The organism is Mesorhizobium sp. M1227 (assembly GCF_040318315.1).
Lineage (GTDB): Bacteria > Pseudomonadota > Alphaproteobacteria > Rhizobiales > Rhizobiaceae > Mesorhizobium.
In genome coordinates this window covers 59348-84036 of the sequence record NZ_JAMYLZ010000011.1, presented here as the reverse complement: position 1 = coordinate 84036, position 24689 = coordinate 59348, and the positions used below count along the sequence as shown (strand labels likewise).

Sequence of the window (24689 nt, the reverse complement as noted above, 5' to 3'; positions counted from 1 at the left end):
CGCGTTTGGCCGGCCTCATGCGACGCGCTTTAGCTTCCTGTTTTATGCATGTCGTTATCACAAAACCGCTGCACACTTTTGCACGACATGCATCAAATGCGCCCAAGCAGGACCAGGATAATGACGATAAGCAGCACCAAGCCGAGGCCGCCACCACCGTAATAGCCCGTGCCATAGAACGGTCCGCCGCCCAAGCCGCTGAAGCCGCCAAGCAAGGCAAGGACCAAGATGATGATGAGAATGGTTCCAAGGCCCATGATGTCTGCTCTCCTTGTTTGCGCTGCCGCCATTCGCATCAGCGCGTCGCATTGTACAAAGGTATGAACTCACAAGGAGCATTCCTGTTCCGGCGGGACGGTAAGGCGTACGCTCATGCGGCGAGCAAAATGCCGGGCCGGGCCGTCAGAAAAGTCCACAGATGCATGCCCGCGGAGAATGGCATGGCGGCCGCCTTGAACACCCAAGAACATGCTGAAATTCATGGGGAATTTGTCGGAACCTTCGCCCGCCCGAACGGTTGTTTTCGTAGTCGCAACGCGACGACCCTCGTAAAAAGGAGAAGCATCATGCTCACGAAAATTCTCGCAGCTTCGGCGCTTACGATCGGTCTGGCCACGTCAGCGATGGCCCAGAACGTCGGCGATCCCTCCGGAGCCGCTGCCGACGGCAGCGGGCGGACGATAGTAGTCCCGGATAATGGCGGCCCTGACACCGGCACGGATTCGACCATCACCAACAGCATTCGCGATTTCTCAACGACGAATTCGAATGCCGACCGGAATTGCCCACCAGGCCCGCAGGGGGCTCTGCCCGACGCGACCGGCAAGTCTCCGGGCACGATGGCGCCGACGGTGAACGACAACCACTGCGGCAAGTAAGCGCCCGGTTTATCATAGTCTGTGATGAGGCTGCGGAGCGTACGCTCCGCGGCTGCATTGGCGATGAAAATCGGCCGTCTAACGGCAGCGGTGGTCGAAGCTGACCGCGATCTCCCGACCGTCCAGCGCCCGAACGATGAAGCCAACCAGTTCCTCGTCGGTTTGCCGGAACCAGGGAAAGCGTTTGCGCAAATCGGCTATGACGACAGTGGTCGAGAGAATGTCGCCCGAATTGTAGTCGGCCATGACGATATGAACGGCTTTGTCGGTATCAATACCGATTCCAAGCGGCGACTTGATCTGCCCCACGGAAGCCTCCACCCATCTGTCCCGGCAGACGATAGCAAGACTGCGGCAAAGCGAAAGAGCTTGTACGATTCCGTACGGTCCTACGGGTTGCGTTGCACTTTGCAGGACCCAGCCGGCGTCCTCTATTTTTGTATTTTTGTGTTATCCAAATCATTTGTTTGGCTCGCGGCGGCTGTGGCCACTGCGACCAGGCAACCTCGTCGCAGCTTCCGCGTTGAGCCATCGGAGGGATGACATCAGCCTCGGAGAACCCCCATGAAAACGCTTCTATCCATCACTGCGGCAGCGATGATGGCCGGCGCGCCTTTGGCTGTTTTTGCCCAATCGGCGACGCTGACGCCGCTGACGACCGACACCATGAGCAAGGTTGACACCGCGACATTCGTCAAGACCGTGCCCATCGCCAATACATTTGAAATCGAATCGAGCCGACTTGCGCAGACGCAGGCGACGGCTGACGATGTGAAGGCCTTCGCGGCGCAAATGGTCACGGACCATACCAAGGCCGGCGAGGACTTCAAGGCGGCGCTCAGCAAGGGGCAGACGACTTCGGCCACCGCGCCGGCCGGCCCGTCGCTGGACACCAAGCACCAAGCGCTGCTCGACCAACTCAAGGAGGCCAGCGGGGACAGTTTCCAATCGAAATATATCGACATGCAGACCCAGGCGCATAAGGAAGCGGTGGCGCTGTTTTCCGCTTACGCGAATTCCGGCGACGATCCGGCGATGAAGGAGTTTGCCAAGAAGACGCTGCCGGTGCTGCAAATGCACGAACGTCACGTCAAGGACCTCGCTGCCGCACATCAATGAGAGCGAAGAGTGCCTTTTGCAAACGAAAGGCCGCCCCACACACGGCCTGTGTGACGCGGCTGTCGTCCGGCACACGGCCGGGAACAAAGCACCGAGAGTGCCGTTATTTACCCGGCTTGTTCGGGGAGGATCCAATGGAAGGCGGCGTTCGCGGGGCGTCAAGGATAGTAGCGCCGGCTTTCGGCGCCGTCCTGGTCGCCGCTGTCACAGGCTGAAATCGCTTTCCGAACGGGACAGGCTGCCTTCATGCGCTACGGCGAGATATTTGCAAATGTTACGGCACTCATGTTGCTGGCCTTGATGATTGGCGGCGTCTTCGTCCCGTTTGGAGAGCCGCTGTGGCCGCGGCACTACGCGAGAATGGTGCTGGTTACGGATATCGATGCCATGACCACCGCGTCAGTCCGAACAAGCTGCCTGCCCAGTCCCTGCCTGCCCGACACCATCGATCATACCGTGCTCACTCCTCGCCCCGAGGACGGACCTTGATTTGCGATTTGCAGACGCTGGAGCTGGGTACGGAAAAGCCCGCCGCCCGAGCTGCGCGGCGGGCTTTTTTGGTGAATCAACCCACGGTAGACCGTCTGGCCACGACTAGGTCAGGATAATCACGATCTTGTAGGTATTCGGGTCGACGATGACGATCCGGCCGTCAGCGAGCACGAAATACTCGTAATTTTCATAAGCCGGAACGATTTTGACGATGCGCGCCGGCAGACGATGCAGCCGGACCTTCTTTCGCGGGACCTCGACGCCGACGGAGATGTCGAAATCGACATTGGAAACGGGTTGGACGTTCGTTTCCTTGATGACCTGGGTAATCTGGGTCTTCTGTTCAACGGTCACATTGCTGATGGAAGCGGTCGAACTCTGGTCCTGCGTCTGCGTCGAGGCATTGCCTTGGGTCTGCTCGGTGGTCGTGGTCCCGGCCTTGCCCTGAGCCTGCTCGTCGGTCTTCATCTTGGTGCTGCCCGTGGCCTGCTGGTCGGTCGTGGCGCCAGGCTTGCCCTGAGCTTGCTCGGTGGTTGTCGTGGTTCCAGCCTTGCCCTGAGCCTGCTGATTGGGCTTGATCTTGGTGTTGCCCTGAGCCTGCTCGGTGGTGGTGGTTCCAGCCTTGCCCTGGGCTTGCTCCTCGGTCTTCATCTTCGTGTTGCCCGTGGCCTGCTGGTCAGTCGTGGCGCCAGCCTTGCCTTGGGCTTGCTGATCGGTCTTCAGTTTCGGTTTGCCCTGGGCTTGCTGGTCAGTCGTAGCGCCAGCATTGCCCTGTGCCTGCTCGCCGGTCTTCAGCTTCGGTTTGCCCTGCGCCTGTTGATCAGTGGTGGCGCCGGCCTTGCCCTGAGCCTGCTCGCCCATCTTGGCGCCGTTCTGGCAATTGGCAGTGCCCGCTGCACAATTGGCGCCGGACTGATCGCCGGTCGACTGCTGCGTCTGGGCAAGTGCGGCCCCGCAGCTGACGCTGATTGCTAACATGCTGGTGATCAGAACGCCTTTCATGAGAGATCTCCTTGGAAAACGCGTCCCTTCACCCCGCAAAACTGCGTCTAAAAAACTTTGTTCCAAACTAATGGAGCGAAACGGCAAGCGATCCGAGTGGCGGAACAAGCTCCACCTGATGACGTTACCGGCCTATAGCGACCCCGCTGCGAACAGCATGACGCGGCGCAGCGTAGAGGTGGCGCACCATGAAAGGAGACGATCATGAGAATGCATCTTTCGGCAGCCGCGGCTGGGTTCTTGCTGCTTGCGGGTATTGGCGCCGCTGCCGCTCAGGACGTGGTCATCGAACCGCAGCAGGAGACGATCGTACGCGAGTATGTGAAAAAGCAGCCTCTGGCGTCCGTCCAGCTTCCCGGCGTGGAGCTCAATGTCGGCTCGACCCTGCCCGATACCGTCGAGCTTCATGAGGTTCCCGACGTCAAATACCGCTATGTCGTCGTCGACAATCGGACCGTCCTGGTCGATCCTGGCACGCGCAGGATTGTAAAGGTCATCGAGTGAGCAAGCGCGTCGCTTTGAAGGGACATGCGGCGCGTCCAGCATTGTCGACATCCCACACTGCTGCCCGTGTTGGGCATTCGGACGCAGAAAGGCCCGCCGCTTCGAAGCACGGCGGGCCTCATAGCGGAGACGACGTCCGGACAATTTCTGAACCAGCATTGGCTTAGAACGCATGATCCCAGCACGCCCTGTGCTCGCCAGGCCCGAAACTTTGAGAGAATATTCCTGGCTTCGCATTTCGCGGGAAATACGGTGCTTTGATCCGGCGGTCAGCATTCCCGATGATGCCAGCAAGTCTTGGCACTCCGCCTGGCCGCAACGACTTCAGAACCGACGGGATAGATCATGTCTGGGAATACCAACACTTTGCTCTCATTTCTCTCCGCAAGTATAAACCGGCGCGCCGGTCTGGCTGTACTTTTCGCGTCGGCGGTTGGGATTGTCGGCCTTGCTGCGCCGTCGTTCGCCGAAGACAAGACGGCGGTCAAGGTCGGCATCATGAGCGGCGAGGACGAGGATGTGTGGCGCGTCGTCACCGCCCAGGCGGCGGAGAGGGGGCTGACGATCGAGACCGTGGTGTTCAACGACTACACCCAGCCGAATGAAGCACTCGAGCGTGGCGAAATTGACGCCAACGCCTTCCAGCACAAGCCCTATCTGGACAACCAGATCAAGACGCAGGGCTATCACATCGTCCCGGTCGGCTATACCGGGGTCTGGCCGATCGGCCTCTATTCCAAGAAGTACACGAAGATTGCCGACCTGCCAGAAGGCGCCGTCATTGGCGTGCCGAACGACCCGTCCAATGAGGGCCGCGCACTGCGCGTCCTGCAGAGCGAAGGTCTGATCAAGCTCAGGGAAGGCACCGGCATTCTGGCGACGACCACCGACATTGCCGAAAACCCGAAGAAATTGGTCGTCAAGGAGCTTGACGCCGGGATTGTCGGGCGCTCGGTGGAAGACCTCGACGCGGCCGTAGTCAACACGGATTGGGCGCTTAAAAGCGGCCTCACACCGGAGAATCGCATCGCCCAGGAGGCGGTGGCCGACAATCCCTACCGCAATTTCATCGCGGTCAAGGCCGGCAATGAAAACCAGTCCTGGGTAAGACATTGGTCGCCTCCTATCAGAACGAAAAGGTGAAGGCCGAATTCGACCGAGTCTACAAGGGAACCGGCATCAGCGCCTATTGATGCCGAGCTCGACTGGGCGCCGAAGCCCGGCATGATAAAACGGTCCGCGCTTCAACGCGGACCGCGATCGCGTTTGCGGGACACCAATACAGGAACTTTCATGAACCAGCATTTCGCCTCGGTCACCGAAGTCATGCGTCCCGTCGGCGGCCGCTCCGCCGGACCGAACGATGTCGTGCGCCTCATCGAGCTGAAACGCCGCTTCGGCGCGACAGCGGCGCTGGACGGCGTGTCGCTCAGCGTGCGCCAGGGCGAGATCCTCGGCATCATCGGCCGCAGCGGCGCCGGCAAGTCGACGCTGATACGCTGCCTGAACGGCCTGGAGCGGCCGGATTCAGGACAGGTCTTCATCGAAGGCCGCGACATCAGCCGGCTCGGCGAGCGCGAATTGCAGCCGCTGCGCCGGCGCATCGGCATGATCTTCCAGCATTTCAACCTGCTGTCCGCCAAGACGGTCGAAGACAATGTAGCGCTGCCGCTCAAGATCGAAGGCCGGCCCAGGGCCGAACGCCTGGCGCGCGCCGCCGAGCTGCTCGAGCTCGTCGGGCTGTCGGAGAAGGCGAAAGCCTATCCGGCGTCGCTGTCGGGCGGACAGAAACAGCGCGTCGGCATTGCCCGGGCGCTTGCGGCGCGCCCGGCGCTACTTTTGTCCGACGAAGCGACCTCGGCGCTCGACCCGGAGACGACGCGCTCCATCCTTGCCTTGCTGAGGGACATCAACCGGCAGCTTGGCCTGACCATCCTGCTGATCACGCATGAGATGGAGGTGATCCGCTCGATCGCCGACCGGGTCGCGGTGATCGACGCTGGGCGGATCGTCGAACAAGGGCCGGTGTGGTCGGTCTTTGCCGACCCGAAATCGGCGATCACACAAAGCCTGCTCGGCGGCATCCGGCCGCAATTGCCGGTGGAGATCGCAAGCCAGCTAACGCAGAACGCCGGCGTGGAGGCGATCCTCAGGATCGACGTGGCCGGTGAGGCCGCCCGAAGCCCGCTTTTGTCCGATCTTGCCTCGGCAGTTCCCGGCTCGTTCCGCCTCGTGCATGGCGGCATCGATCACGTCCAGCAGCAGCCTGTCGGGACACTGTTCGTGGCAGTCGCCGGCAGCAATGAAGCTCACCTGGCAGAGGTGATCGCGTTCTTGAAAGCCCGCCAAGCGCGGGTGGAGGTGCTTGGCCATGTCGCCGGTTCTGTTTGAGCTTCTCGTCCGTTCGATCTGGGAAACGATCCTGATGACGGCCGCCTCCGGCCTCGTCTCGCTGGTTTTCGGGCTGCCGCTCGGCCTGGCGCTGGTCGCCACCGACCGCGGCGGCATCGCCGAAAACCTGTGGGTGAACCGCGCGCTTGGCGCTGTCATCAACGGCTTCCGCTCGGTGCCTTTCATCATCCTGCTGGTTGCGCTGATCCCGGTGACGCGGCTGATCGTCGGCACCTCGATCGGCACCTGGGCAGCGATCGTGCCGCTGTCGATCGCGGCGACGCCTTACTATGCCCGGATCGCCGAAGTGTCGCTGCGCGAGGTCGACCACGGGCTGATCGAGGCAGCACGCGCCATGGGCGGCAACCGCTGGACGATCATTCGAGAGGTGCTGGTGCCGGAAGCGTTGCCCGGCATCGTCGCCGGCTTCACGGTGACGCTGGTGACGCTGATCGGCGCCTCGGCCATGGCCGGCGCCAGCGGCGCCGGCGGCCTCGGCGACCTCGCCATCCGCTACGGCTACCAGCGCTTCGAGACGTCCGTCATGATCGCCGTGGTCATCGTCCTGATCGTCCTGGTCTGCGGCATCCAGTGGGCCGGCGACCGGCTGGTCGCGAGGCTGGACCACAGAGCGTGACCGGCGAACCGCGGCCCAATCAATGCCTTTAATTTCCGGGAAAGTTCAGATTGTCCTCGATGGTCTCGCTCGCCCAAGCGAGCTTTTCGCGATCGTCGGGGCGCAAGGGAGCCTCGACCGCGACGGTGAACAAGTGCCAGGCGAGACTGTCGGATAGAAGCCATGTGGTGACCTGTTCGCTGAAGATCACGTGCCCCTTATCGAGTGTCTTGATGTTGCCGGTAATCAAGTCCGCACAGTGCAACATGGCCTCGGGGTAAGGGCTATCATGCCATGCCGCTAATGCAGCTGCTACATCCATTCCGGCAAGCACTATGCCCTCCAGCCAGGGAACCGCGTTCCCTTCATCGGGATGCATGGTCATCGCTTTTCGCCAGGCAGCCTGAAACAGCTCCTCGACAGCCTGCTGTTCTTCCAACGGCCAATCGCGCCAGGAGGTCCTTTCGAGCTTTGCGGCAATCACGTTGGCGTCGAACCCCATCGAAGGTTCGCCTTGGATGGCAAGTTCAAGCACTCTCGGCAGAAAGTGCCGGTAGTCATCGACGTCGCCGACCGTCCATATGGCCGATCCGGCATAGGCGCCGAGGTTTTCACCACTGAGCTCCCGAAGCGGACCACTGGATACTCCCCGAAAGATCGATTCCAAATCCTTGTACGGCGAGCCATGCAGGTGGCGGGGCGATGGATAAGACGCGAAAGCGGCATAGACGCGTTCGACTGCGTAGGCCAGTTCAGACGAGAGATCAGCCTCCAGGGGATTTGGGTTGCTCATCCGCTACGACTCCGAACAGGTCCCTGGCTTGCTCTGCGGTATAGTAGCCGAGCTTGACATCCCGAGCGACCAATTGCGGATCGCGCTGCAACGGATCGCCGTAGCCGCCGCCGCCCGGTGTGCCGACGCGCACGCGGTCGCCTGCCTTCAGCGCGATGTCCTGCTCCTTGGAGAGGTGCGGCGGCACATGTTCCTCGCCGTTGCGGAACACAGTCACCGTGTTGACCGCGCCGTCCTTGCCGCCGAGCGCGCCTTGCGGGCCGAACCGGCCGTGATCCATGACGAAAGAGGCGCGGGCGTCGCCGCGCAGGATCTCTACCTCATAGGCGAGACCAAACCCGCCGCGGTGCTTGCCGGCGCCGCCCGAGCCTTCGCGCAGCGCATAATGCCGGTAGAGCACAGGGAAGGCCTGCTCCATGATCTCGACCGGCGGCGACTTGGAGATGCCGATGGTAGAGCAGCCATTGGTCAGGCCGTCGTGACCGGCATTGCCGCCATAACCGCCGCCGGAGATCTGGTACATGACATAATCGCGGCCGCGGGCCGGATCGTTGCCGCCGAGCGCGAAATTGCCGCTGGAGCCGGCCGGAGCCGCCGTCACCCTGTCCGGCAGGGCCTGCACCATCGCCGCGAACACCGCCTCGGCGATGCGCTGCGAAACCTCGGCCGCGCAGCCCGATACCGGGCGCGGATATTTGGCGTCGAGGAAGGTGCCTTCCGGCCGCTTGACGATCAGCGGCTCGAAGGCGCCGGCGCTGATCGGCACGTCGGGGAAAATGTGCCGCATGGCGAGATAGACCGAGGACAAGGTCGTCGCCAGCACGCTGTTCATCGGCCCGGCGCAGGGCTTTGATGAGCCCGAGAAGTCGAAGCTGAGCGTGTCGCCTTTTTTCTCGACTGCCAGCGCGATGATCAGCGGCTCGTTTACCACGCCGTCTGAATCGACGAAGGCCTGCGAGCGATAGATTCCGTCGGGAATGGCCGATATGTTGACGCGCATCTGTTCAGCGGCGCGGCGCCGCAGTTCGGCGATCGCTTCGACAACCGTTTCATCTCCGTAACGATCCAGGATTCCATTAAGCCTGTCCTGGCCGATCAGCAGTGCCGCCGCCTGCGCGCGGATATCGCCAATGCGCTGGTCGGCGACACGGATGTTGGAGCAGATGATGGCGTAGATCTCCGGGTCGAGCACGCCCTTCTTGAACAGTTTCACCGGCGGCAACCGCAAGCCTTCCTGCTCGACCGCCGTTGCCGAGGCGGAGAATCCGCCCGGCACCGAACCGCCAATGTCGGGCCAATGGCCGGTGTTCGAAAGCCAGCAGAATATCCTGCCGTCGCGGTAGACCGGCATGGCGAAGCGCACATCCATGAGATGGGTGCCGCCGAGATAGGGATCATTGACGATGTAGATATCGCCCGGCTCGGGCGGCAGGCAGCGTCCGTCGGCGATCATCTCGATCACGGTTTTGGTCGAATACTGCATGACGCCGACGAACACCGGCAGGCCCTGGCTGCCTTGCGCGATCAGCGAACCATCGAGCGCCGAATAGATGCCATCCGAACGGTCATTGGCCTCGGCGATGACAGGCGAGAACGCGGCGCGCGAAAACGTCAGGTCCATTTCGTCGCAGACTTGCTGCAGGGCCGCCTGGAGGACCGAAAGCGTAATGGTGTCGAGCTGCGCCATCTCAGGCCTCACCGATGTCGATGATGATGTTGCCGTCGGCATCCGATCGCGCCCGGTCGCCGGGCTCCAGCACAGTCGTCGCGTCCATCTGTTCGAGGATCGCCGGACCTTCGATTGTTGCGTCGAGCGGCAACTTTTCCCTGCTGTAGACCGGCGTGTCGTACCAGCGCCCGCCATACCAGACCGGCCGGATCTCGCGCCGCGCCTCTTCGAGCGTTTTGGCGCGCCCAGCCGGGTCGATCAGCCGGGACAGATCGATGGCCGGCCGCACGCCGGTGACCGAGGTGTTGAGATTGACCAGATTGGCGCGGATCTCGGGTAGCTCGACCTTGAAGCGGGCGAAATAGGCCTTCTCGAACAGTTGCTGCAGTCCCTCGCGTGTCATCGCAGACGACGGCAGCGGCACGTTTATGATATGCGTCTGGCCGACGAACTGCATGTCGGCGGAATGCGTGAAACGGATTGCTTCCGGCTTCACCGCTTCCTTGCCGATCAGCTCCTCGCCTTCGTTTCGGTGCCGTTCCAATGTCTCGTGGAGTTGGGTTTCATCGAGACTGGCCACCGGCTGGTTAACCGTGTTGACGAAATCATGGCGCAGATCGGCGACGACGCAGCCGAGAGCATTGGTGATGCCCGGCCGCGCCGGCACCAGCACTTTCGGCAGGCCTAGTTCGCGCGCCAGTGCCGTCGCATGCAGCGGCCCGGCGCCGCCGAAGGCGAACAGCGCGAAATCGCGCGGGTCGTGGCCGCGCGACACCGAGACCATGCGAATGGCGCCGGCCATCTTCACGTTGCCGAGCCGCAGCACCGCACCCGCCGCCTCGACGCCGGACAGGCCGGTAGGTCGGCCGATCCTGTCCTCGAATATGCCGGTGACCCGTTCGACGGTGACCGGGTTTTCCACCGCAAGCAGCTTTTTCGGCGCCAGCCGGCCAAGCACCAGATTGGCGTCGGTGATGGTCGGCTCCAAGCCGCCGCGTCCGTAGCAGATCGGGCCGGGATTGGCGCCGGCGCTTTCCGGGCCGATCTGGATCAGGCCGGCCGCATCGACGCGGGCGATCGAGCCGCCGCCGGCGCCGACCGTATGCACCGCCACCATCGGCACGTGGATCGGCATCGCATATTCGATCTCGATCTCGTTCGACACCGCCGGCTCGGCGTTGCGGATCAGCGCCACGTCGGTCGAGGTGCCGCCCATGTCGTAGGTGACCAGATTTTCGAAGCCGGCGCGTTTTCCGGTATAGGCGGCAGCGATGACACCGGAAGCGGGGCCGGACATGACGGTCTTGGCCGACTCACGTGTGACAAAGCGGGCCGAGATCATGCCGCCATTGCCGTTCATGATCAGGAAGTCGCGGGCGTAGCCTTTTGACGCCAGCTCCTTGCGCAGCCGCTCGACATAGCGTTCGAGGATTGGCTGCACCGAGGCGTTGACCGAAGCGGTGACGCCGCGCTCGAATTCGCGCGCTTCCGAAAGCAGGGCGTGGCCTGTCGTGATGTAGCCGTTCGGCCAAAGCTCCCCTGCGATCTCGGCGGCGCGCCGCTCATGCGCCGGGTTGGCGTAGGAATGCAGGAAATGGATGACCAGGGATTCGCAGCCGGCTGCGATCAGTTGTGAAATCGCTGTCCGCATATCGGCCTCGTCGAGCGGGATGCGCACCGCGCCCGAGGCCTCGACCCGCTCCGACACTTCGAGCCGCAGATTGCGCGGAATGATCGGGACGAAGGTGCCCGTCATGCCATAGGCCTGCGGCCGTGTCCGCCGGCCAAGCTCGATGACGTCGCGAAAGCCGCGCGTGGTGATCATGCCGGTCTTGGCCAGCCGGCGCTCCAGCACCGCGTTGGTAGTCGTCGTCGTGCCGTGCACGATGAGGTCGATGCCGTCGACCGGAAAGCCGGTGGCGCCAAGTGCCGAAACGACGCCGAACGCCTGGTTGTCGACTGTCGTCGGGGTCTTGGCGATATGCACCCGGCCACCGTCACGGCCGTCGATCAGAAGGAGGTCGGTAAAAGTTCCGCCGACATCGATGCCGGCGACGACGCCGCCAGTCGAATCCAGCGCTCGCGCCGAAAAATTCTGTCCCATTGTCGAAACCCGAAATGCCCGAACTGCCTAGATGCCTTAGTTTGGAAAGCTGTTTTACGGTGGCGTCTTGACGCAAATATCGTTTGTATACTAATAAATTCCGGACACAAGAGCTTACCGCTTCGGAGTGTGCAAACGGCACGCTGGAACCTGACCGGTTCGGGCGCGCAGGTGGAGATTTGGCGCCGGCGCTGAGCCGGCCCAGAAGGTTAGGTTTGATGAACACCACATCCGCGTTCAACACAGCCGGCGCCCGGCCGCTGCAGTTCCCGATACCGGCCAATGTCTATGCCGAAACCGTGGTCTCGGTGAAGCATTATACCGACCGGCTGTTTTCGTTCCGCATCACCCGGCCGCAGTCGCTGCGCTTCCGCTCCGGCGAATTCGTCATGATCGGCCTGCCCAATGCCGAGAAGCCAGTGTTCCGCGCCTATTCGATCGCCAGCCCGTCCTGGGACGACGAACTCGAATTCTTCTCGATCAAGGTGCCGGACGGCCCGCTTACCTCGGAGCTGCAGAAAATCGGGATCGGCGATACAGTCATCATGCGGCAGAAGTCGACCGGCACGCTGGTGGTCGACGCGCTGACGCCGGCCAAGCGCCTGTTCATGATCTCGACAGGTACCGGCATCGCACCCTTCGCCAGCCTGCTGCGCGATCCCGACACCTATGAGAAGTTCGAGCAGGTGGTCCTGACCCATACCTGCCGCGACAATGCCGAGCTCACCTACGGCCAGGAGCTGGTGACAGCGCTTGAGAAGGACCCGCTGATCGGCGAACTGACCGGCGGCCGCGTCACGCTGTATAATTCGACGACGCGCGAGACCTCCGTGCGCATGGGCCGCATCACCGCGCTGATCGGCTCGGGCAAATTCTACACCGATCTCGGCATCGACAGGCTCAATCCCGAGACCGACCGCATCATGATCTGCGGCTCGATGCATATGCTCAAGGACGTCAAGGAACTGGCCGAAAGCCTCGGCTTCCAGGAAGGCTCGCTGCACCATCCGGCAAGCTTCGTCGTCGAGCGCGCCTTCGTCGGCTGAGACGCGCAGCTCAGCGTCCACTGGTTCGAGACCCTGATTTTGATCATGCGGTCAAAAATCTGGCTGCCTTGACCGCCTTTTTCCGCTATGACTGCTTGAAGGACTCGTGAAGCGCTGCTTCACGGTCTATCTTCGGCATAAGTCGCTGAACAAGGGGCAGGAGATGAGCAGCACAATCCGCGAAACCGATCTCGGCACGTCCAAGATCACGCCGCTGCCGGCGCGCGCCGCCGCCAATGCGCCGATGCCGCAAGCCCATGGCATTGCTCGCAATCCCGGCATGAGGCTCGATCTCGGCTTCATGGAATCGATGCGCGGCGTCAACCGCTCGGCGCTGGAACGCCGCGTCGCCAGCCTGACCAAAAGACGCTCGATCAAGGCCGATAACCAGGCGGCCTGGCTGCTGCGCGCCGTCGCCTGCATGGACCTGACGACGCTGAACTCGAACGACACGGAACAGCGTGTGCGCAGGCTCTGTGCCAAGGCGGTCAACCCGTTCCGTCGCGACATCGTCGAGGGGCTGGGCATTACTGGTGAAAAGATCCGCCCGGCGGCGGTCTGCGTCTATCATCCCTTCGTCGCCACCGCCGTAGAAGCGCTGCGCGGCAGCGGCGTCCATGTCGCCGCCGTTTCGACCGCCTTCCCGCATGGCCTTGCACCGCTTTCGACGCGCCTGCAAGAGATCGAAGCATCGGTCCGCGACGGCGCCGACGAGATCGACGTCGTCATCCCGCGCGGCCTGGTATTCGCGGCGAAATGGCAGGAGCTCTATAACGAGATCGTCTCGATGCGCGCCGCTTGCGGCGAGGCGCATCTGAAGGTGATCCTCGGTACCGGCGACCTCGCCACGCTGCGCAACGTCATGCTCGCCTCGATGGTGGCGATGATGGCGGGTGCAGATTTCATCAAGACCTCGACCGGCAAGGAAAGCGTCAACGCGACGCTGCCGGTCGGCCTTGCCATGGTGCGCGCTATCCGCGCCTATTTCGAGGAAACCGGCTATCTCATCGGCTTCAAGCCGGCCGGTGGCATTTCCACGGCAAAAGCCTCGCTCGATTGGCTGGTGCTGATGAAAGAAGAACTGGGCCGGCCGTGGCTGGAGCCGGAGCTGTTCCGCTTCGGAGCATCGAGCCTTTTGACCGATATCGAGCGCCAGCTCGAGCATCATCTGACCGGCCACTACTCGGCCAATCATCGCCACGCGATGGCGTGATTCGGAGCGCTTCATGAACATCCTCGAACGCTATCACGCCATGGAATACGGCCCGGCGCCGGAGGCGCGCAACGAGGCCGATGCGTGGCTTGCCGCGCGGGATTTCGGCAAAGCGCTGTTCATCGGCGGCGACTGGAAGGCAGCCAGCGGAGGCAAAACCTTCGACACCAGCGATCCGTCCTCGGGAAAGCTGCTGGCCAAGGTGTCGGATGCCGGTGCCGCCGATATCGACGCGGCGGTTGCGGCGGCCACAAAAGCGCTGCCGAAATGGAGCGCCAGCACCGGATATCAACGCGCCAAAGTGCTCTACGCCATCGGCCGCGCCATGCAGCGCCACCAACGGCTGTTCGCGGTGCTGGAATCGATCGACAATGGCAAGCCGATCCGCGAAAGCCGCGACATCGACGTGCCGCTGGCGATCCGCCATTTCATCCATCATGCCGGCTGGGCGCAGGCGCTGGACAGGGATTTTCCCGGCCACAAGGCCGTCGGCGTCGTCGGCCAGATCATCCCGTGGAACTTCCCGCTCTTGATGCTCGCCTGGAAGATCGCGCCGGCGCTCGCTGCGGGCTGCACCGTGGTGCTCAAACCCGCGGAATTCACGCCGCTCACCGCGATCCTGTTTGCCGAGATCTGCGGACGCGCCGGCGTGCCGAAGGGCGTCGTCAACATCGTCCAGGGCGGGCCGGAGGCGGGCGCGACCATCGTCAACCATCCCGGCGTCCAGAAGATTGCCTTCACCGGTTCGTCCGAGGTCGGCAAGATCATCCGCAAGGCCACTGCCGGCTCGGGCAAAAAATTGTCGCTGGAGCTTGGCGGCAAGTCGGCATTCGTCGTTTTCGAGGATGCCGACCTCGACAGCGCCGTCGAGGGTCTGGTCGACGGCATCTGGTTCAACCAGGGCCAGGTGTGCTGTGCCGGCTCGCGCCTTCTGGTGCAAGAAGGCATCGCCGACGCCTTCATCGCCAAGGTCAAGACGCGGATGAGCCGGCTGCGCATCGGCAGTCCGCTCGACAAGAACACCGATATCGGCCCGCTGGTCGATTTGACTCAGCTCGATCGCGTCAAGGGCCTGATCGCCGAAGGCGCCAAGCAGGGCGCGATCTGCTGGCAGCCGGACTCGGCACTGCCCGCCGCGGGCTATTACCATCTGCCAACGCTGGCGACCGGTGTTTCGCCGGCTAACATCTTGGCACATGAAGAGGTGTTCGGGCCGGTGCTCGCCACTATGACCTTCCGCAACACCGAGGAAGCGATCGAGCTCGCCAACAACACACGCTATGGCCTGGCCGCTTCGGTGTGGAGCGAGAACATCAATCTTGCCCTGCACGTCGCGCCGCAATTGAAGGCCGGCGTCGTCTGGGTCAACGGCACCAATATGTTCGACGCCTCCTGCGGCTTTGGCGGCTACCGCGAGAGCGGCTTTGGCCGCGAAGGCGGGCGCGAGGGCATGTTCGAATATCTCTCGGCAAAACTGCCGCTCGGCCCGATCATCAAACCGGCAACGTCTTCGGCCCGACCTGTCGAGCAGGCGGAAGGTGGCGCCATCGACCGCACGGCAAAGCTGTTCATCGGCGGCAAGCAGGTCCGGCCGGACGGCAATTATTCCTTCGCCATCGCCAGCGCCAAGGGCAAGCTTGCCGGCGAGATCGGTCTCGGCAACCGCAAGGATATCCGTGACGCCGTCGCGGCCGCGCGCGCCTGCAAGGCCTGGCCGGAGGCGACCGCCTACAACCGCAGCCAGGTGCTCTATTACCTGGCCGAAAACCTTTCCGGCCGCGCAGACGAGTTTGCCGCCCGTTTGACCCAGCTCACCGGCGCGACCGCCAAGGCGGCGCGTGACGAGGTCGAGCTGTCGATCGAGCGCCTTTTCCTCTATGCCGGCTTGGCCGACAAATTCGAGGCCCGCGTCCACCAGCCGCCGGCCCGCGCCGTCACATTGGCGCTGCACGAGCCAGTCGGCGTCGTCGGCATCATCGCGCCGGATAATGCGCCTCTGCTTGGCCTGATCTCGCTGGTGGCGCCGGCGCTTGCCATGGGCAACACCGTAGTCGCAGTGCCATCCGAAAAATACCCGCTGCTTGCCACCGACCTCTACCAGGTCATCGAATATTCCGACGTTCCCGCAGGCGCCATCAATATCGTTACCGGCCGTAGCGCCGAGCTTGCCGGCGTATTGGCCAAGCATGACGATGTCGACGGGCTCTGGGTGTTCGCCGATGCCGAGACTTGCGCCAAGGCCGAGGCCGAGTCCATCGGCAATCTCAAACGCGTCTGGACCGGCAACGGCCACAGCCTCGACTGGCCCTCGAACGAAGCAGCCGGCGATGCCTTGCTGCGCCGTGCGATCGAGGTCAAGAACGTCTGGGTGCCCTACGGCGACTGAGTGTCCCGGAGGGACGTCCGGGCTTGACGGGCCAACAAATGTTCTTTACCGAGAAAAAACATTTGGCCGGCAGGCGAATATCGAAACAGGCGGGATGGTAGTGCCCGGCTGGCACATTGCGCCCCGGCCTAATGCCGGTAAAAAGCCGAACGATCACAGACGGGCGAGGAGAGAAGCATGGCGGATCTGACAGGCAAGGTCGTTGTCGTCACGGCGGCGGCGCAAGGCATCGGCCGGGCGAGCGCGCTGGCGTTCGCCAAGGCCGGCGCCGTCGTCCATGCCACCGACATTAACGAGGTGGTGCTCGCCGACCTCGGCAAGACGCCCGGTATCAAGACCCGCAAGCTCGACGTGCTGAACGACGAGGCGGTGAACGCCGCTTTTGCCGAGATCGGCGCCGTCGACGTGCTGTTCAACTGCGCCGGCTTCGTCCATTCCGGCTCGATCCTCGAGATGAAGGACGGCGATCTCGACTTTGCCTATGATCTCAATGTCCGCTCGATGATCCGCGCCATCCGCGCCGTGCTGCCCGGCATGCTGGAGCGCGGCGACGGCTCGATCATCAACATGGCGTCGCTGGCCAGTTCGACCAAGGGCGTGCCGAACCGCTTCGTCTATGGCCTAACCAAGGCAGCCGTCATCGGCCTGACCAAGTCGGTCGCCGCCGACTATGTCGGCAAGGGCATACGCTGCAATGCGATCTGTCCGGGCACGGTCGAAAGCCCGTCGCTGCAGGACCGCATGCATGCGCAGGGCGACTACGAAGCAGCTCGCGCCGCCTTCATCGCCCGCCAGCCGATGGGCCGCCTCGGCACGCCCGAGGAAATCGCCGATCTCGCCGTCTATCTGGCCGGCGCCACCTATACGTCGGGGCAGGCTTATAATATCGACGGTGGCTGGTCGATCTAAGAGGCCATTTGAAAACCCTACTCCGCCGGGCGCCTGACGCGGCTTTCTGCGCTTCCGGTGCTCACGTACTTTAAGTACGCTCCGCTCCGGTTCTCGAAACCCACGCCATTCGCCGCAGCGGAGCGAGTTTGCAAACGGCCTCTGGTCGCAACTGGGAGAAAACTGCATGAAACTGCTGCGCTATGGCGAGGCGGGGAGCGAACGCCCCGGCCTGCTCGATGCGGATGGAACGATCCGCGACCTCTCCGCCCATGTCACCGACATTGCCGGCAAGGCGCTTGACCCGGCATCGCTCGAGACATTGTCGAAGCTCGACCCGAAGACGCTACCGGCGGTTTCCGGCAAGCCACGCATCGGCGCCTGCGTCGCCGGCACCGGCAAATTCATCTGCATCGGTCTCAACTATTCCGACCATGCTGCCGAAACCGGCGCCACCGTGCCGCCGGAGCCGATCATCTTCATGAAGGCAAGCTCGGCTATTGTCGGGCCGAACGACGACGTGCTGATCCCGCGCGGCTCGGTGAAGACCGACTGGGAGGTCGAGCTCGGCGTGGTGATCGGCAAGACTGCGAAGTATGTCACCGAGGCCGAGGCGCTGGATTATGTCGCCGGCTATTGCGTCGCGCACGACGTCTCGGAGCGCGCCTTCCAGGCCGAGCGCCAGGGCCAGTGGACCAAGGGCAAGTCCTGCGACACGTTCGGGCCGATCGGCCCGTGGCTGGTGACCAAGGACGAGATCAAGGACCCGCAGAACATCCCGATGTGGCTGACGGTCAACGGCAAGACCATGCAGAACGGCTCGACCAAGACCATGGTCTTCGGCGTCGCTTATCTCGTCTCCTATCTCAGCCAGTTCATGTCGCTGCACCCGGGCGACATCATCTCGACCGGCACGCCGCCCGGCGTCGGCCTCGGCATGAAGCCGCCGGTCTTCCTCAAGCCCGGCGACGTGGTCGAGCTCGGTATCGAAGGGCTGGGCATCCAGAAGCAGACGTTCAAGGCGGATTTGTAGGCGCTCTTCCTTCTCCCCTTGGGGGAGAAGGTGGATCGGCGCGCAGCGCCGAGACGGATGAGGGGTGCTGCAAGAAAACGAGGCGTGAAAACATCAGGGGATTTTAGGCACTTACGCCTTCAGCGTAGCGATCCGTCCAACACCCCTCATCCGACCGAGCTTCGCTCGGCCACCTTCTCCCACAAGGGGAGAAGGGGAGTCGGCGCCTGCGCTACTTCAGCACCTTCCCATCGGCTCCAAACCGGTATGTCTTTGCCGGATCCGGCGTCGCATAGAGCGTGGCACCCGGTTCAGCGTTATAGACGCCGAAGATGCGCACTGTGATCAAGCCGGCCTTCTCGCAGTCGAGATAGAGGTTGGTGTCGGCGCCAAGGTGCTCGGCATGGACGACCGTGCCTTTCCAGGCGCCGGATTTGGGATCGACGGTCAGATGTTCGGGACGGACGCCGATGGTCTTGGCCGTCTCGCCAAGCCTGGCGCCGTCGACGAAATTCATCTTCGGTGAGCCGATGAAGCCGGCGACGAATTCATTTGCCGGCGAATTGTAAAGCTCCATCGGTCCGCCGATCTGCTCGATCTTTCCCGCGTTCAGCACGACGATCTTGTCGGCCAGCGTCATCGCCTCGACCTGGTCGTGGGTGACATAGATCATCGTGGCCTTCAGCCGGCGATGCAATTGCGCGATCTCCAGCCTGGTGTTGACGCGCAGCGCGGCATCGAGGTTGGACAGGGGCTCGTCGAACAGAAAAAGCTTGGGCTCGCGCACCACGGCGCGGCCGATGGCGACGCGCTGGCGCTGACCGCCGGAAAGCTCGGCCGGCCGCCTCGAGAGGTAGGGCTCCAGCGACAGCATCGAGGAAGCGATGCCGATGCGGCGGTCGATCTCGGCCGCCGGCGTGCCCGCCTGCTTGAGGCCGAGGCCCATATTGTTCTTCACAGTCAGATGCGGATAGAGCGCATAGGTCTGGAACACCATGGCGATACCGCGCTTGGCCGGCGGCGTGGCGGAGACGTCCGCCCCGTCGATCACCACGCGGCCCGAGGTCGAGTCCTCCAGCCCGGCAATGACCCTGAGCAGCGTCGACTTTCCGCAGCCGGATGGACCGACGAAGACGACGAACTCGCCATCCGTCACCTCGAGGTTGATGCCCTTCAGCACCTCGACCGGCCCAAAGGCCTTCTTCACATTTTCGATGTTCAGCGAGCCCACGGCTTCGTCCCTGTTCTAGAGTTTCACGGCGAGGCCGCTGCGCACGCTCTCGTCTGCGGCAAGGCAGACGGCGAGCGACTTCACCGCGTCGTCCATGTGACGGGTCAAGTCCAGATCCTCGCGGACCGCCTTCAGCACAAACGCCTGTTCCAGGTCGCAGAGGTCCTGATGGCCGGGCTCGCCTTGCATCGACAGCATCTCGTCCGGTTTGGCGAATTTGCCGTCGGCTCCGGTCGCCGCACTGTGCAGGCGGATGGTCGAGGTCTTGGTGTGGGTGTCGATGTCGTCGGACCTGACACCCTCCTTCATGACGATCGACACGCAGCCATTGGGCGAGATCACGTCCTTGACGAAGAAAGCCGTCTCCGAAATCATCGGCCCCCAGCCGGCCTCGTACCAGCCGACCGAACCGTCGTCGAATAGCACCTGCAGATGACCGTAATTGTACATTGACGGCGCGATCTCGTCGCTCAGCCTCAGCCCCATGCCGCGCACCTCGACTGGCCTGGCGTCGGTGATCTGCAGCATCACGTCGAGATAATGCACGCCGCAATCGACGATCGGCGATGTCGTCTGCATCAACTGCTTGTGCGTCTCCCAGCTATGGCCGGAGGATTGCTGGTTGAGGTTCATGCGGAACACGTAAGGGCCGCCGAGCTTGCGCGCCTCGGCGATCAGCCGGATCCAGGACGGGTGATGGCGCAGGATGTAGCCGATCACCAGTTTTTTGCCGTTGGCCTTGGCTGCCGCGACCACGCGCTTTGCATCGGCGACCGTCGTTGCCAGCGGCTTTTCGACGAAGACATGGCAGCCGGCCTCGAATGCACTGACCGCATAGTCGGCATGGCTGTCGGAATAGGTAGCGATGCAGGCGACATCGGGCTTTTCGTCGCGTAGCGCCTCGTCGAAGGAACGCCGGATGGCGTAGGTCGAAAGCCCTTCCGGCAGCGGCACATCGGAGCGGTTGACCAGCGCGGCGATCTGGAATCCCGGATTGGTGTGATACGCCAACGCATGGCTGCGCCCCATATTGCCGAGCCCGGCGACGACAACGCGAAGGGGTTTTTGCGAATTCACTTGACCGCTCCCGAAGTGATGCCGCGGATCAGCTGCCGCGAGAAGATGACGTAGAGGATCAGCACCGGCATGATCGCCAGCGACAGTGCCGCCAGGATGGCATTCCAGTTGGTGACGAACTGGCCGAGGAACAGTTGCGCGCCGAGCGTCACCGTCTTGGTTTCCTCCGACGGCGCCAGGATCAGCGGGAACCACAGATCGTTCCAGATCGGGATCATGGTGAAGACGGCGACCGTCGCCATAGATGGCCTGACCAGCGGCAACACCAGGCGGAAGAAGATGGTGTATTCCGATAGTCCGTCGATGCGGCCGGCGTTCTTCAGGTCGTCGGAGACCTGCTTCATGAATTCCGACAGGATGAAGACGGCAAGCGGCAGGCCCTGCGCCGTATAGACCAGGATCAGCGCCGTCAGCGTGTTGACCAGCCCGCTCGCCACCATCAATTGCAGGATGGCGACGGTGGCAAGGCGGATCGGGATCATGATGCCGAGCGCCAGATAGAGCCCCATCAGCGAATTGCCGCGGAAGCGGTATTCCGACAGCGAGAAAGCCGCCATGGCGCCGAACAAAAGCACGAAGAACAGCGAGGCGACGGTGACGACAAGGCTGTTCTGGAAATAGTGGATGAAATCGCCCTGGCCGATCACCGTCGTGTAGCCGATCAGGTCGAAGGTCCCTGGCGTCGGCGGCGTCAGCGGCGCGCCGAAAATCCCTGCGCGCGATTTGAACGAATTCATGATCACGAGGATCACCGGAAACAGCGCGATCGCCGTGTAGGTCAGAAGGATCGCATGCGCGCCAATGGTGCGGGGCAGCGAGCGGGTTGCGGTGCTCATGGTCGCGCTCCCCTAAAACTGGTAGCGACGCAAGCGCGTCTGTACGAGGAACAGATAGACGCAGACGCCGCCGAGGATGATCAGGAACATCATCGTGGCGATCGCCGCGCCCATGTTGGGATCGCCGACCTGCAGCTGGAAACCGAAGAAGGCGCGGTAGAGGAAGGTGCCGAGAATATCGGTTGAATAGTTCGGCCCGGCCAGCGCGCCTTGCGCGGTGTAGATCAGGTCGAAAGCGTTGAAGTTGCCGACGAAGGTCAGGATCGAGATGATGCCGATCGACGGCAGGATGAGCGGCAGCTTGATCTTCCAGAACTGCGCCATCCCGGTGATGCCGTCGCATTCGGCTGCTTCGATCACCTCTTCGGGAATGGACAGCAGTGCCGCATAGATCAGCATCATCGGGATGCCGACGAACTGCCAGACCGAGATCAGGCTGAGCGCGGTCAGCGCATATTGCGCCTTGCCGAGCCAGGGCGTGAACAGGCTTTTCAGGCCGACCAGGTCCATCATATGCGGCGCCACGCCCCATAGCGGCGACAGAATCAGCTTCCAGGCGAAGCCAACAATGACGAAGGACAGGATCGTCGGCACGAAGATCGCCGTGCGGTAGAAGGCGGAAAACCGCAGCCTAGGGCTGGACAGAAGTGCGGCCAAAAGGACGCCGATCGGGTTCTGCACCAGCATGTGGATGATGAAGAACCAGACATTGTTCCTGAGCGCGTTCCAGAAATTGACCGACCAGTTGGGATCACCGAACAGCATGCGGAAATTTTCCAGTCCGACGAAGACCTGCGACTGATTGATGTTGCGGAACAGCGACAGCTGCAGCGTGCCGGCCAGCGGCAGGATCATGATCGCCGTATAGACCAGCACTGCCGGCGCCAGGAAAACGCCGATATGCCAACGGAACGGTCTTTTCGGTGCTGCGGCCATGCGTTCGGTCCCCGCCGATCAGGTCTTGCTATTGCCGTCAAAGGGCGCGGCGCCTCCCTCCCCCTCGAGGGGAGGGTGCCTCGCAAAGCGAGGCGGGTGGGGTCGGCAGAGGCAGCGCGCCATCGTCGTTCGACCGTGCTTTCCAGCAGCGATCAAGCCGCAGCCTGCCTCGACCGACCCCCTCTGTCGCCTTCGGCGACATCTCCCCCTCGAGGGGGGAGACAACGCTTCGCCGCGCTCTTACTTCGCCGGCTTGTACCAGCTATCGAGGCCGTCCTGCAGCTTCTTGGCGGCAGCTTCCGGCGTGTCGGTGCCGTTGATGACGTTGGCCGATTCAACCCACGTCTCGTTTTCAAGGTTCGGCGTGCCGCGCGACAGGATCTGGTAGGTCGAGCGGATCGTCGACTTGCACTTGCCGCGCCAGGAGACGAATTCCTGGGCCAGCGGGTCTTCCATCTTCACCGGGGTGTTGTTCAGGCTGAAGAAGCCCGGCAGCGCGTTGGCGTAGATGGTGGCAAAATCAGGCGAGGCCACCCAGGACAGGAAGGTCTTGGCCGCATCCGCGTTCTTCGAGGCAGCATTGAGGCCCATGCCGATGTCGGTGTGGTCGGAGATGTAGCAGGTGTCGCCGGCCTTCTGCACCGGCGGCGGGAAGGCGCCCATCTTGAACTGCGCCTGCGTGTTGAAAAGGCCGATCTCCCACGAACCGGCCGGGTAGATGGCGGCGCGGCCGAGCGTGAACAGGTTCTGGCTGTCCGGATAGGTCTGCGCCTCGAAGCCGTCGCCGAGATAGTCCTTCCACTTGGCCAGTTCTTTGAAGGGCTCGACCCACTGCAGATCGGTCAGCTTCTGCTCGCCCTTGATCAGCGCCAGGCGGCCTTCCTCGCCCTTCCAGTAGTTCGGGCCGATGTTCTGGTAGCCCATGGTCGCCGCTTCCCAGAGGTCCTTGGTGCCCATCGCCATCGGGATGTAGGTGCCGTCGGCCTTGATCTTGTCGAGCGCGGCGAAGAATTCGTCGCGCGTCTCCGGCACCTTGATGCCGAGCTTGTCGAAGGCGTCCTTGTTGTAGATGAAGCCATGGATGACGGAGGCCATCGGCACGCAGAAACTCGACTTGCCGTCGTCGGTCTGCCAGGCGGCCTTGGCGACATCGGAGAAGTTCTCCATGCCGGGCAGGGTCGAGATGTCGGCGAGGTTGCCCTTCTTGAAGAGCTCCAGCGACTTGTCGAACGGGCGGCAGGTGATCAGGTCGCCGGCCGAGCCGGCGGCGAGCTTGGCGCCGAGGGCGGCGTCATATTCGGTTGGCGCCGACGGCGCGAACACCACCTTGATGCCCGGGTTCTTGGCTTCGAAGGCCGGGATCAGCTTGTCCTTCCAGATGGCAAGGTCGTCGCCGCGCCAGCTTTCGATGTTGAGCGTTACGTCGTCGGCATAAGCCACCCCGGCGGAGCCGAGAATGCTGGTGCCGAGAAGAAGTGCCGTCAGTAGCTTCGTTGTCATGCTCAGTCTCCCTGTTGACCTTTTTCAGGTTCGGTTTTGATGAGAACAGAGGCATTGCGCCCCTTGCTCCCCTCGATCGCGGAAAGGGCCGGCCGCAGCTTGTGGCCAGTCCCTTCCAATATCTTCTCGGCTGCATCGGCGCTGGCGGCGCCGGCGGCGAGCAGAATAGCGGTCTTGACGACGCCGCCGCTCCTTTCGAGCAGGCGCGCCGCCTCGTCCTTGTCGCGCCCGCTGACGGCGGCAACGATGCGTGCGGCGCGGTCGCGCAGCTTGATGTTGTCGGCCATGAGGTTGACCATGTAGCCGTCATGGACATGGCCGAGATGGATGGCGGCGAGCGTCGACAGCATGTTGAGCGCGATCTTCTGGGCGGTGCCTGCGCCCATGCGCGTTGAGCCGGCAATCAGCTCCGGCGGCGTTTCGAGCAGGATGGCGATGTCGGCCAGCCGCAACAGCGGCGCATCCCTGTTGTTGGCGATGGCAATGGTCGCCGCACCGCGGCGCCTGGCGTCCTCGATCGCCCTGACTGCATAAGGTGTCGAGCCGCTGGCCGAGACGGCGATCAGGCAGTCGCCCTTGCCGATGCGGGCGGCGGCAACTGCTGCCGAAGCTTCCTCGGTGTCGTCCTCCGGCCCGCCGGCCAGTGTCTTGAAGGCCTCGTCGCCGCCGGCGATCAGGATGGCGATGCGGTCGCGTTGGATGCCGAAAGTGCCCGGCAGCTCAAGCGCGTCGGCCAGTGCCATCAGGCCCGAACTGCCGGCAGCCGCATAGGCGAGCTTGCCGCCGCTTTTCAGTCTGCTTGCGATGATTTCGGCTGCCGCAGCAATGGCAGGAATGGCGCCGTGCACGGCCTTGGCGGCCTCGATCTGTGCGTTGGCCAAAGAGGAAAGGACGGCTTCCGGGGCCTGGATATCCAGTCCCTCGGCATTCTGGTGAAGCGCTTCGGTGCGCGTTTCGGCCATCCGCTTTCCTCCAATCGAGAAAACCATACCAAAA

General features: G+C 62.9%; 23 protein-coding genes and 1 pseudogene. 12 read left to right on the top strand and 12 right to left on the bottom strand.

All coding sequences use genetic code 11. From position 1 onward, the window contains the following. Positions 1-92: 92 nt before the first annotated feature. On the bottom strand, positions 93-257 hold the full coding sequence (locus NKH28_RS15960; protein WP_023677107.1) for a DUF3309 family protein: 165 nt from the start codon (positions 255-257) through the stop codon (positions 93-95). A 183-nt stretch (positions 258-440) separates the two neighbouring features. On the opposite strand from NKH28_RS15960, the gene NKH28_RS15955 reads away from it, so the two are divergent. After that, a complete protein-coding gene (locus NKH28_RS15955; protein WP_352539853.1) occupies positions 441-878 on the top strand; it encodes a hypothetical protein in 438 nt (145 codons plus the stop codon). Between the two features lie 78 nt (positions 879-956). Here the strand turns inward: NKH28_RS15955 and NKH28_RS15950 are convergent, their stop codons facing one another. Beyond that, positions 957-1187, bottom strand: coding sequence for a hypothetical protein (locus NKH28_RS15950; protein WP_352473085.1), 231 nt, complete (start codon positions 1185-1187; stop codon positions 957-959). 255 nt (positions 1188-1442) lie between these two features. On the opposite strand from NKH28_RS15950, the gene NKH28_RS15945 reads away from it, so the two are divergent. Both NKH28_RS15945 and NKH28_RS15940 read left to right on the top strand, forming a co-directional pair. Next, a complete protein-coding gene (locus tag NKH28_RS15945) occupies positions 1443-1997 on the top strand; it encodes a DUF4142 domain-containing protein (protein ID WP_352473087.1) in 555 nt (184 codons plus the stop codon). Positions 1998-2243: 246 nt separating this feature from the next. Continuing rightward, the gene (locus NKH28_RS15940) at positions 2244-2486 is read left to right on the top strand and encodes a polymerase (RefSeq protein ID WP_352979583.1); all 243 of its coding nucleotides are present in this window, start codon (positions 2244-2246) and stop codon (positions 2484-2486) included. 105 nt (positions 2487-2591) lie between these two features. On the opposite strand, the gene NKH28_RS15935 is transcribed toward NKH28_RS15940, so the two are convergent. After that, positions 2592-3599 carry a DUF1236 domain-containing protein gene (locus NKH28_RS15935; protein WP_502906629.1) on the bottom strand — a complete coding sequence of 336 codons (1008 nt, stop codon included), beginning with the start codon at positions 3597-3599 and terminating at the stop codon, positions 2592-2594. A gap of 96 nt (positions 3600-3695) precedes the next feature. Here NKH28_RS15935 and NKH28_RS15930 point away from each other — a divergent pair, with 96 nt between their 5' ends. From NKH28_RS15930 to NKH28_RS15915, 4 genes and pseudogenes are all read left to right on the top strand, one after another. Continuing rightward, a complete protein-coding gene (locus NKH28_RS15930) occupies positions 3696-3995 on the top strand; it encodes a DUF1236 domain-containing protein (RefSeq protein ID WP_023677114.1) in 300 nt (99 codons plus the stop codon). Positions 3996-4340: 345 nt separating this feature from the next. Beyond that, positions 4341-5188, top strand: a pseudogene (locus NKH28_RS15925) (MetQ/NlpA family lipoprotein). 100 nt (positions 5189-5288) lie between these two features. Next, positions 5289-6386: a methionine ABC transporter ATP-binding protein gene (locus NKH28_RS15920; protein WP_502906628.1), complete on the top strand. Its 1098-nt coding sequence runs from the start codon at positions 5289-5291 to the stop codon at positions 6384-6386. Beyond that, a complete protein-coding gene (locus tag NKH28_RS15915) occupies positions 6367-7023 on the top strand; it encodes a methionine ABC transporter permease (RefSeq protein WP_352979581.1) in 657 nt (218 codons plus the stop codon). Before NKH28_RS15920 ends, NKH28_RS15915 begins: the two co-directional genes overlap by 20 nt. Before the next feature lie 28 nt (positions 7024-7051). Here the strand turns inward: NKH28_RS15915 and NKH28_RS15910 are convergent, their stop codons facing one another. From NKH28_RS15910 to NKH28_RS15900, 3 genes are read right to left on the bottom strand one after another with little or no spacing between them, the layout of a single operon-like run. After that, entirely contained in the window at positions 7052-7795 is a 744-nt protein-coding gene (locus NKH28_RS15910; RefSeq protein ID WP_352979579.1) for a hypothetical protein, read from the bottom strand. Continuing rightward, the gene (locus NKH28_RS15905) at positions 7767-9482 is read right to left on the bottom strand and encodes a hydantoinase B/oxoprolinase family protein (RefSeq protein WP_352979577.1); all 1716 of its coding nucleotides are present in this window, start codon (positions 9480-9482) and stop codon (positions 7767-7769) included. The genes NKH28_RS15910 and NKH28_RS15905 overlap by 29 nt, the downstream gene beginning before the upstream one ends. Position 9483: 1 nt before the next feature. Then, complete coding sequence (locus tag NKH28_RS15900) at positions 9484-11568, bottom strand: hydantoinase/oxoprolinase family protein (RefSeq protein WP_352979575.1); 2085 nt, start codon at positions 11566-11568, stop codon at positions 9484-9486. A 218-nt stretch (positions 11569-11786) separates the two neighbouring features. Here NKH28_RS15900 and NKH28_RS15895 point away from each other — a divergent pair, with 218 nt between their 5' ends. The 5 genes from NKH28_RS15895 (at position 11787) to NKH28_RS15875 (ending at position 18134) form a co-directional block, all read left to right on the top strand. After that, positions 11787-12614, top strand: coding sequence for a ferredoxin--NADP reductase (locus tag NKH28_RS15895; protein WP_352771472.1), 828 nt, complete (start codon positions 11787-11789; stop codon positions 12612-12614). Between the two features lie 163 nt (positions 12615-12777). Next, positions 12778-13827 carry a deoxyribose-phosphate aldolase gene (gene deoC / locus NKH28_RS15890; protein WP_352979574.1) on the top strand — a complete coding sequence of 350 codons (1050 nt, stop codon included), beginning with the start codon at positions 12778-12780 and terminating at the stop codon, positions 13825-13827. Positions 13828-13840: 13 nt separating this feature from the next. Then, positions 13841-16213, top strand: coding sequence for an aldehyde dehydrogenase family protein (locus NKH28_RS15885; RefSeq protein ID WP_352979572.1), 2373 nt, complete (start codon positions 13841-13843; stop codon positions 16211-16213). A 177-nt stretch (positions 16214-16390) separates the two neighbouring features. After that, positions 16391-17122, top strand: a complete 732-nt coding sequence (locus NKH28_RS15880) for an SDR family oxidoreductase (RefSeq protein WP_352473100.1) — start codon at positions 16391-16393, stop codon at positions 17120-17122. A 166-nt stretch (positions 17123-17288) separates the two neighbouring features. Beyond that, complete coding sequence (locus NKH28_RS15875; protein WP_352684100.1) at positions 17289-18134, top strand: fumarylacetoacetate hydrolase family protein; 846 nt, start codon at positions 17289-17291, stop codon at positions 18132-18134. A 211-nt stretch (positions 18135-18345) separates the two neighbouring features. Here the strand turns inward: NKH28_RS15875 and NKH28_RS15870 are convergent, their stop codons facing one another. From NKH28_RS15870 to NKH28_RS15845, 6 genes are all read right to left on the bottom strand, one after another. Continuing rightward, entirely contained in the window at positions 18346-19344 is a 999-nt protein-coding gene (locus tag NKH28_RS15870; protein WP_352527632.1) for an ABC transporter ATP-binding protein, read from the bottom strand. Positions 19345-19359: 15 nt separating this feature from the next. Continuing rightward, a complete protein-coding gene (locus NKH28_RS15865; protein WP_352979570.1) occupies positions 19360-20421 on the bottom strand; it encodes a Gfo/Idh/MocA family protein in 1062 nt (353 codons plus the stop codon). Further along, positions 20418-21257 carry a carbohydrate ABC transporter permease gene (locus NKH28_RS15860; RefSeq protein ID WP_352449604.1) on the bottom strand — a complete coding sequence of 280 codons (840 nt, stop codon included), beginning with the start codon at positions 21255-21257 and terminating at the stop codon, positions 20418-20420. Before NKH28_RS15860 ends, NKH28_RS15865 begins: the two co-directional genes overlap by 4 nt. A 12-nt stretch (positions 21258-21269) precedes the next feature. Continuing rightward, positions 21270-22193 carry a carbohydrate ABC transporter permease gene (locus tag NKH28_RS15855; protein ID WP_352449605.1) on the bottom strand — a complete coding sequence of 308 codons (924 nt, stop codon included), beginning with the start codon at positions 22191-22193 and terminating at the stop codon, positions 21270-21272. Between the two features lie 240 nt (positions 22194-22433). After that, the gene (locus NKH28_RS15850) at positions 22434-23693 is read right to left on the bottom strand and encodes an ABC transporter substrate-binding protein (protein ID WP_352979568.1); all 1260 of its coding nucleotides are present in this window, start codon (positions 23691-23693) and stop codon (positions 22434-22436) included. 2 nt (positions 23694-23695) lie between these two features. Further along, positions 23696-24655, bottom strand: a complete 960-nt coding sequence (locus tag NKH28_RS15845) for an N-acetylmuramic acid 6-phosphate etherase (RefSeq protein WP_031212743.1) — start codon at positions 24653-24655, stop codon at positions 23696-23698. Positions 24656-24689 lie beyond the last annotated feature (34 nt).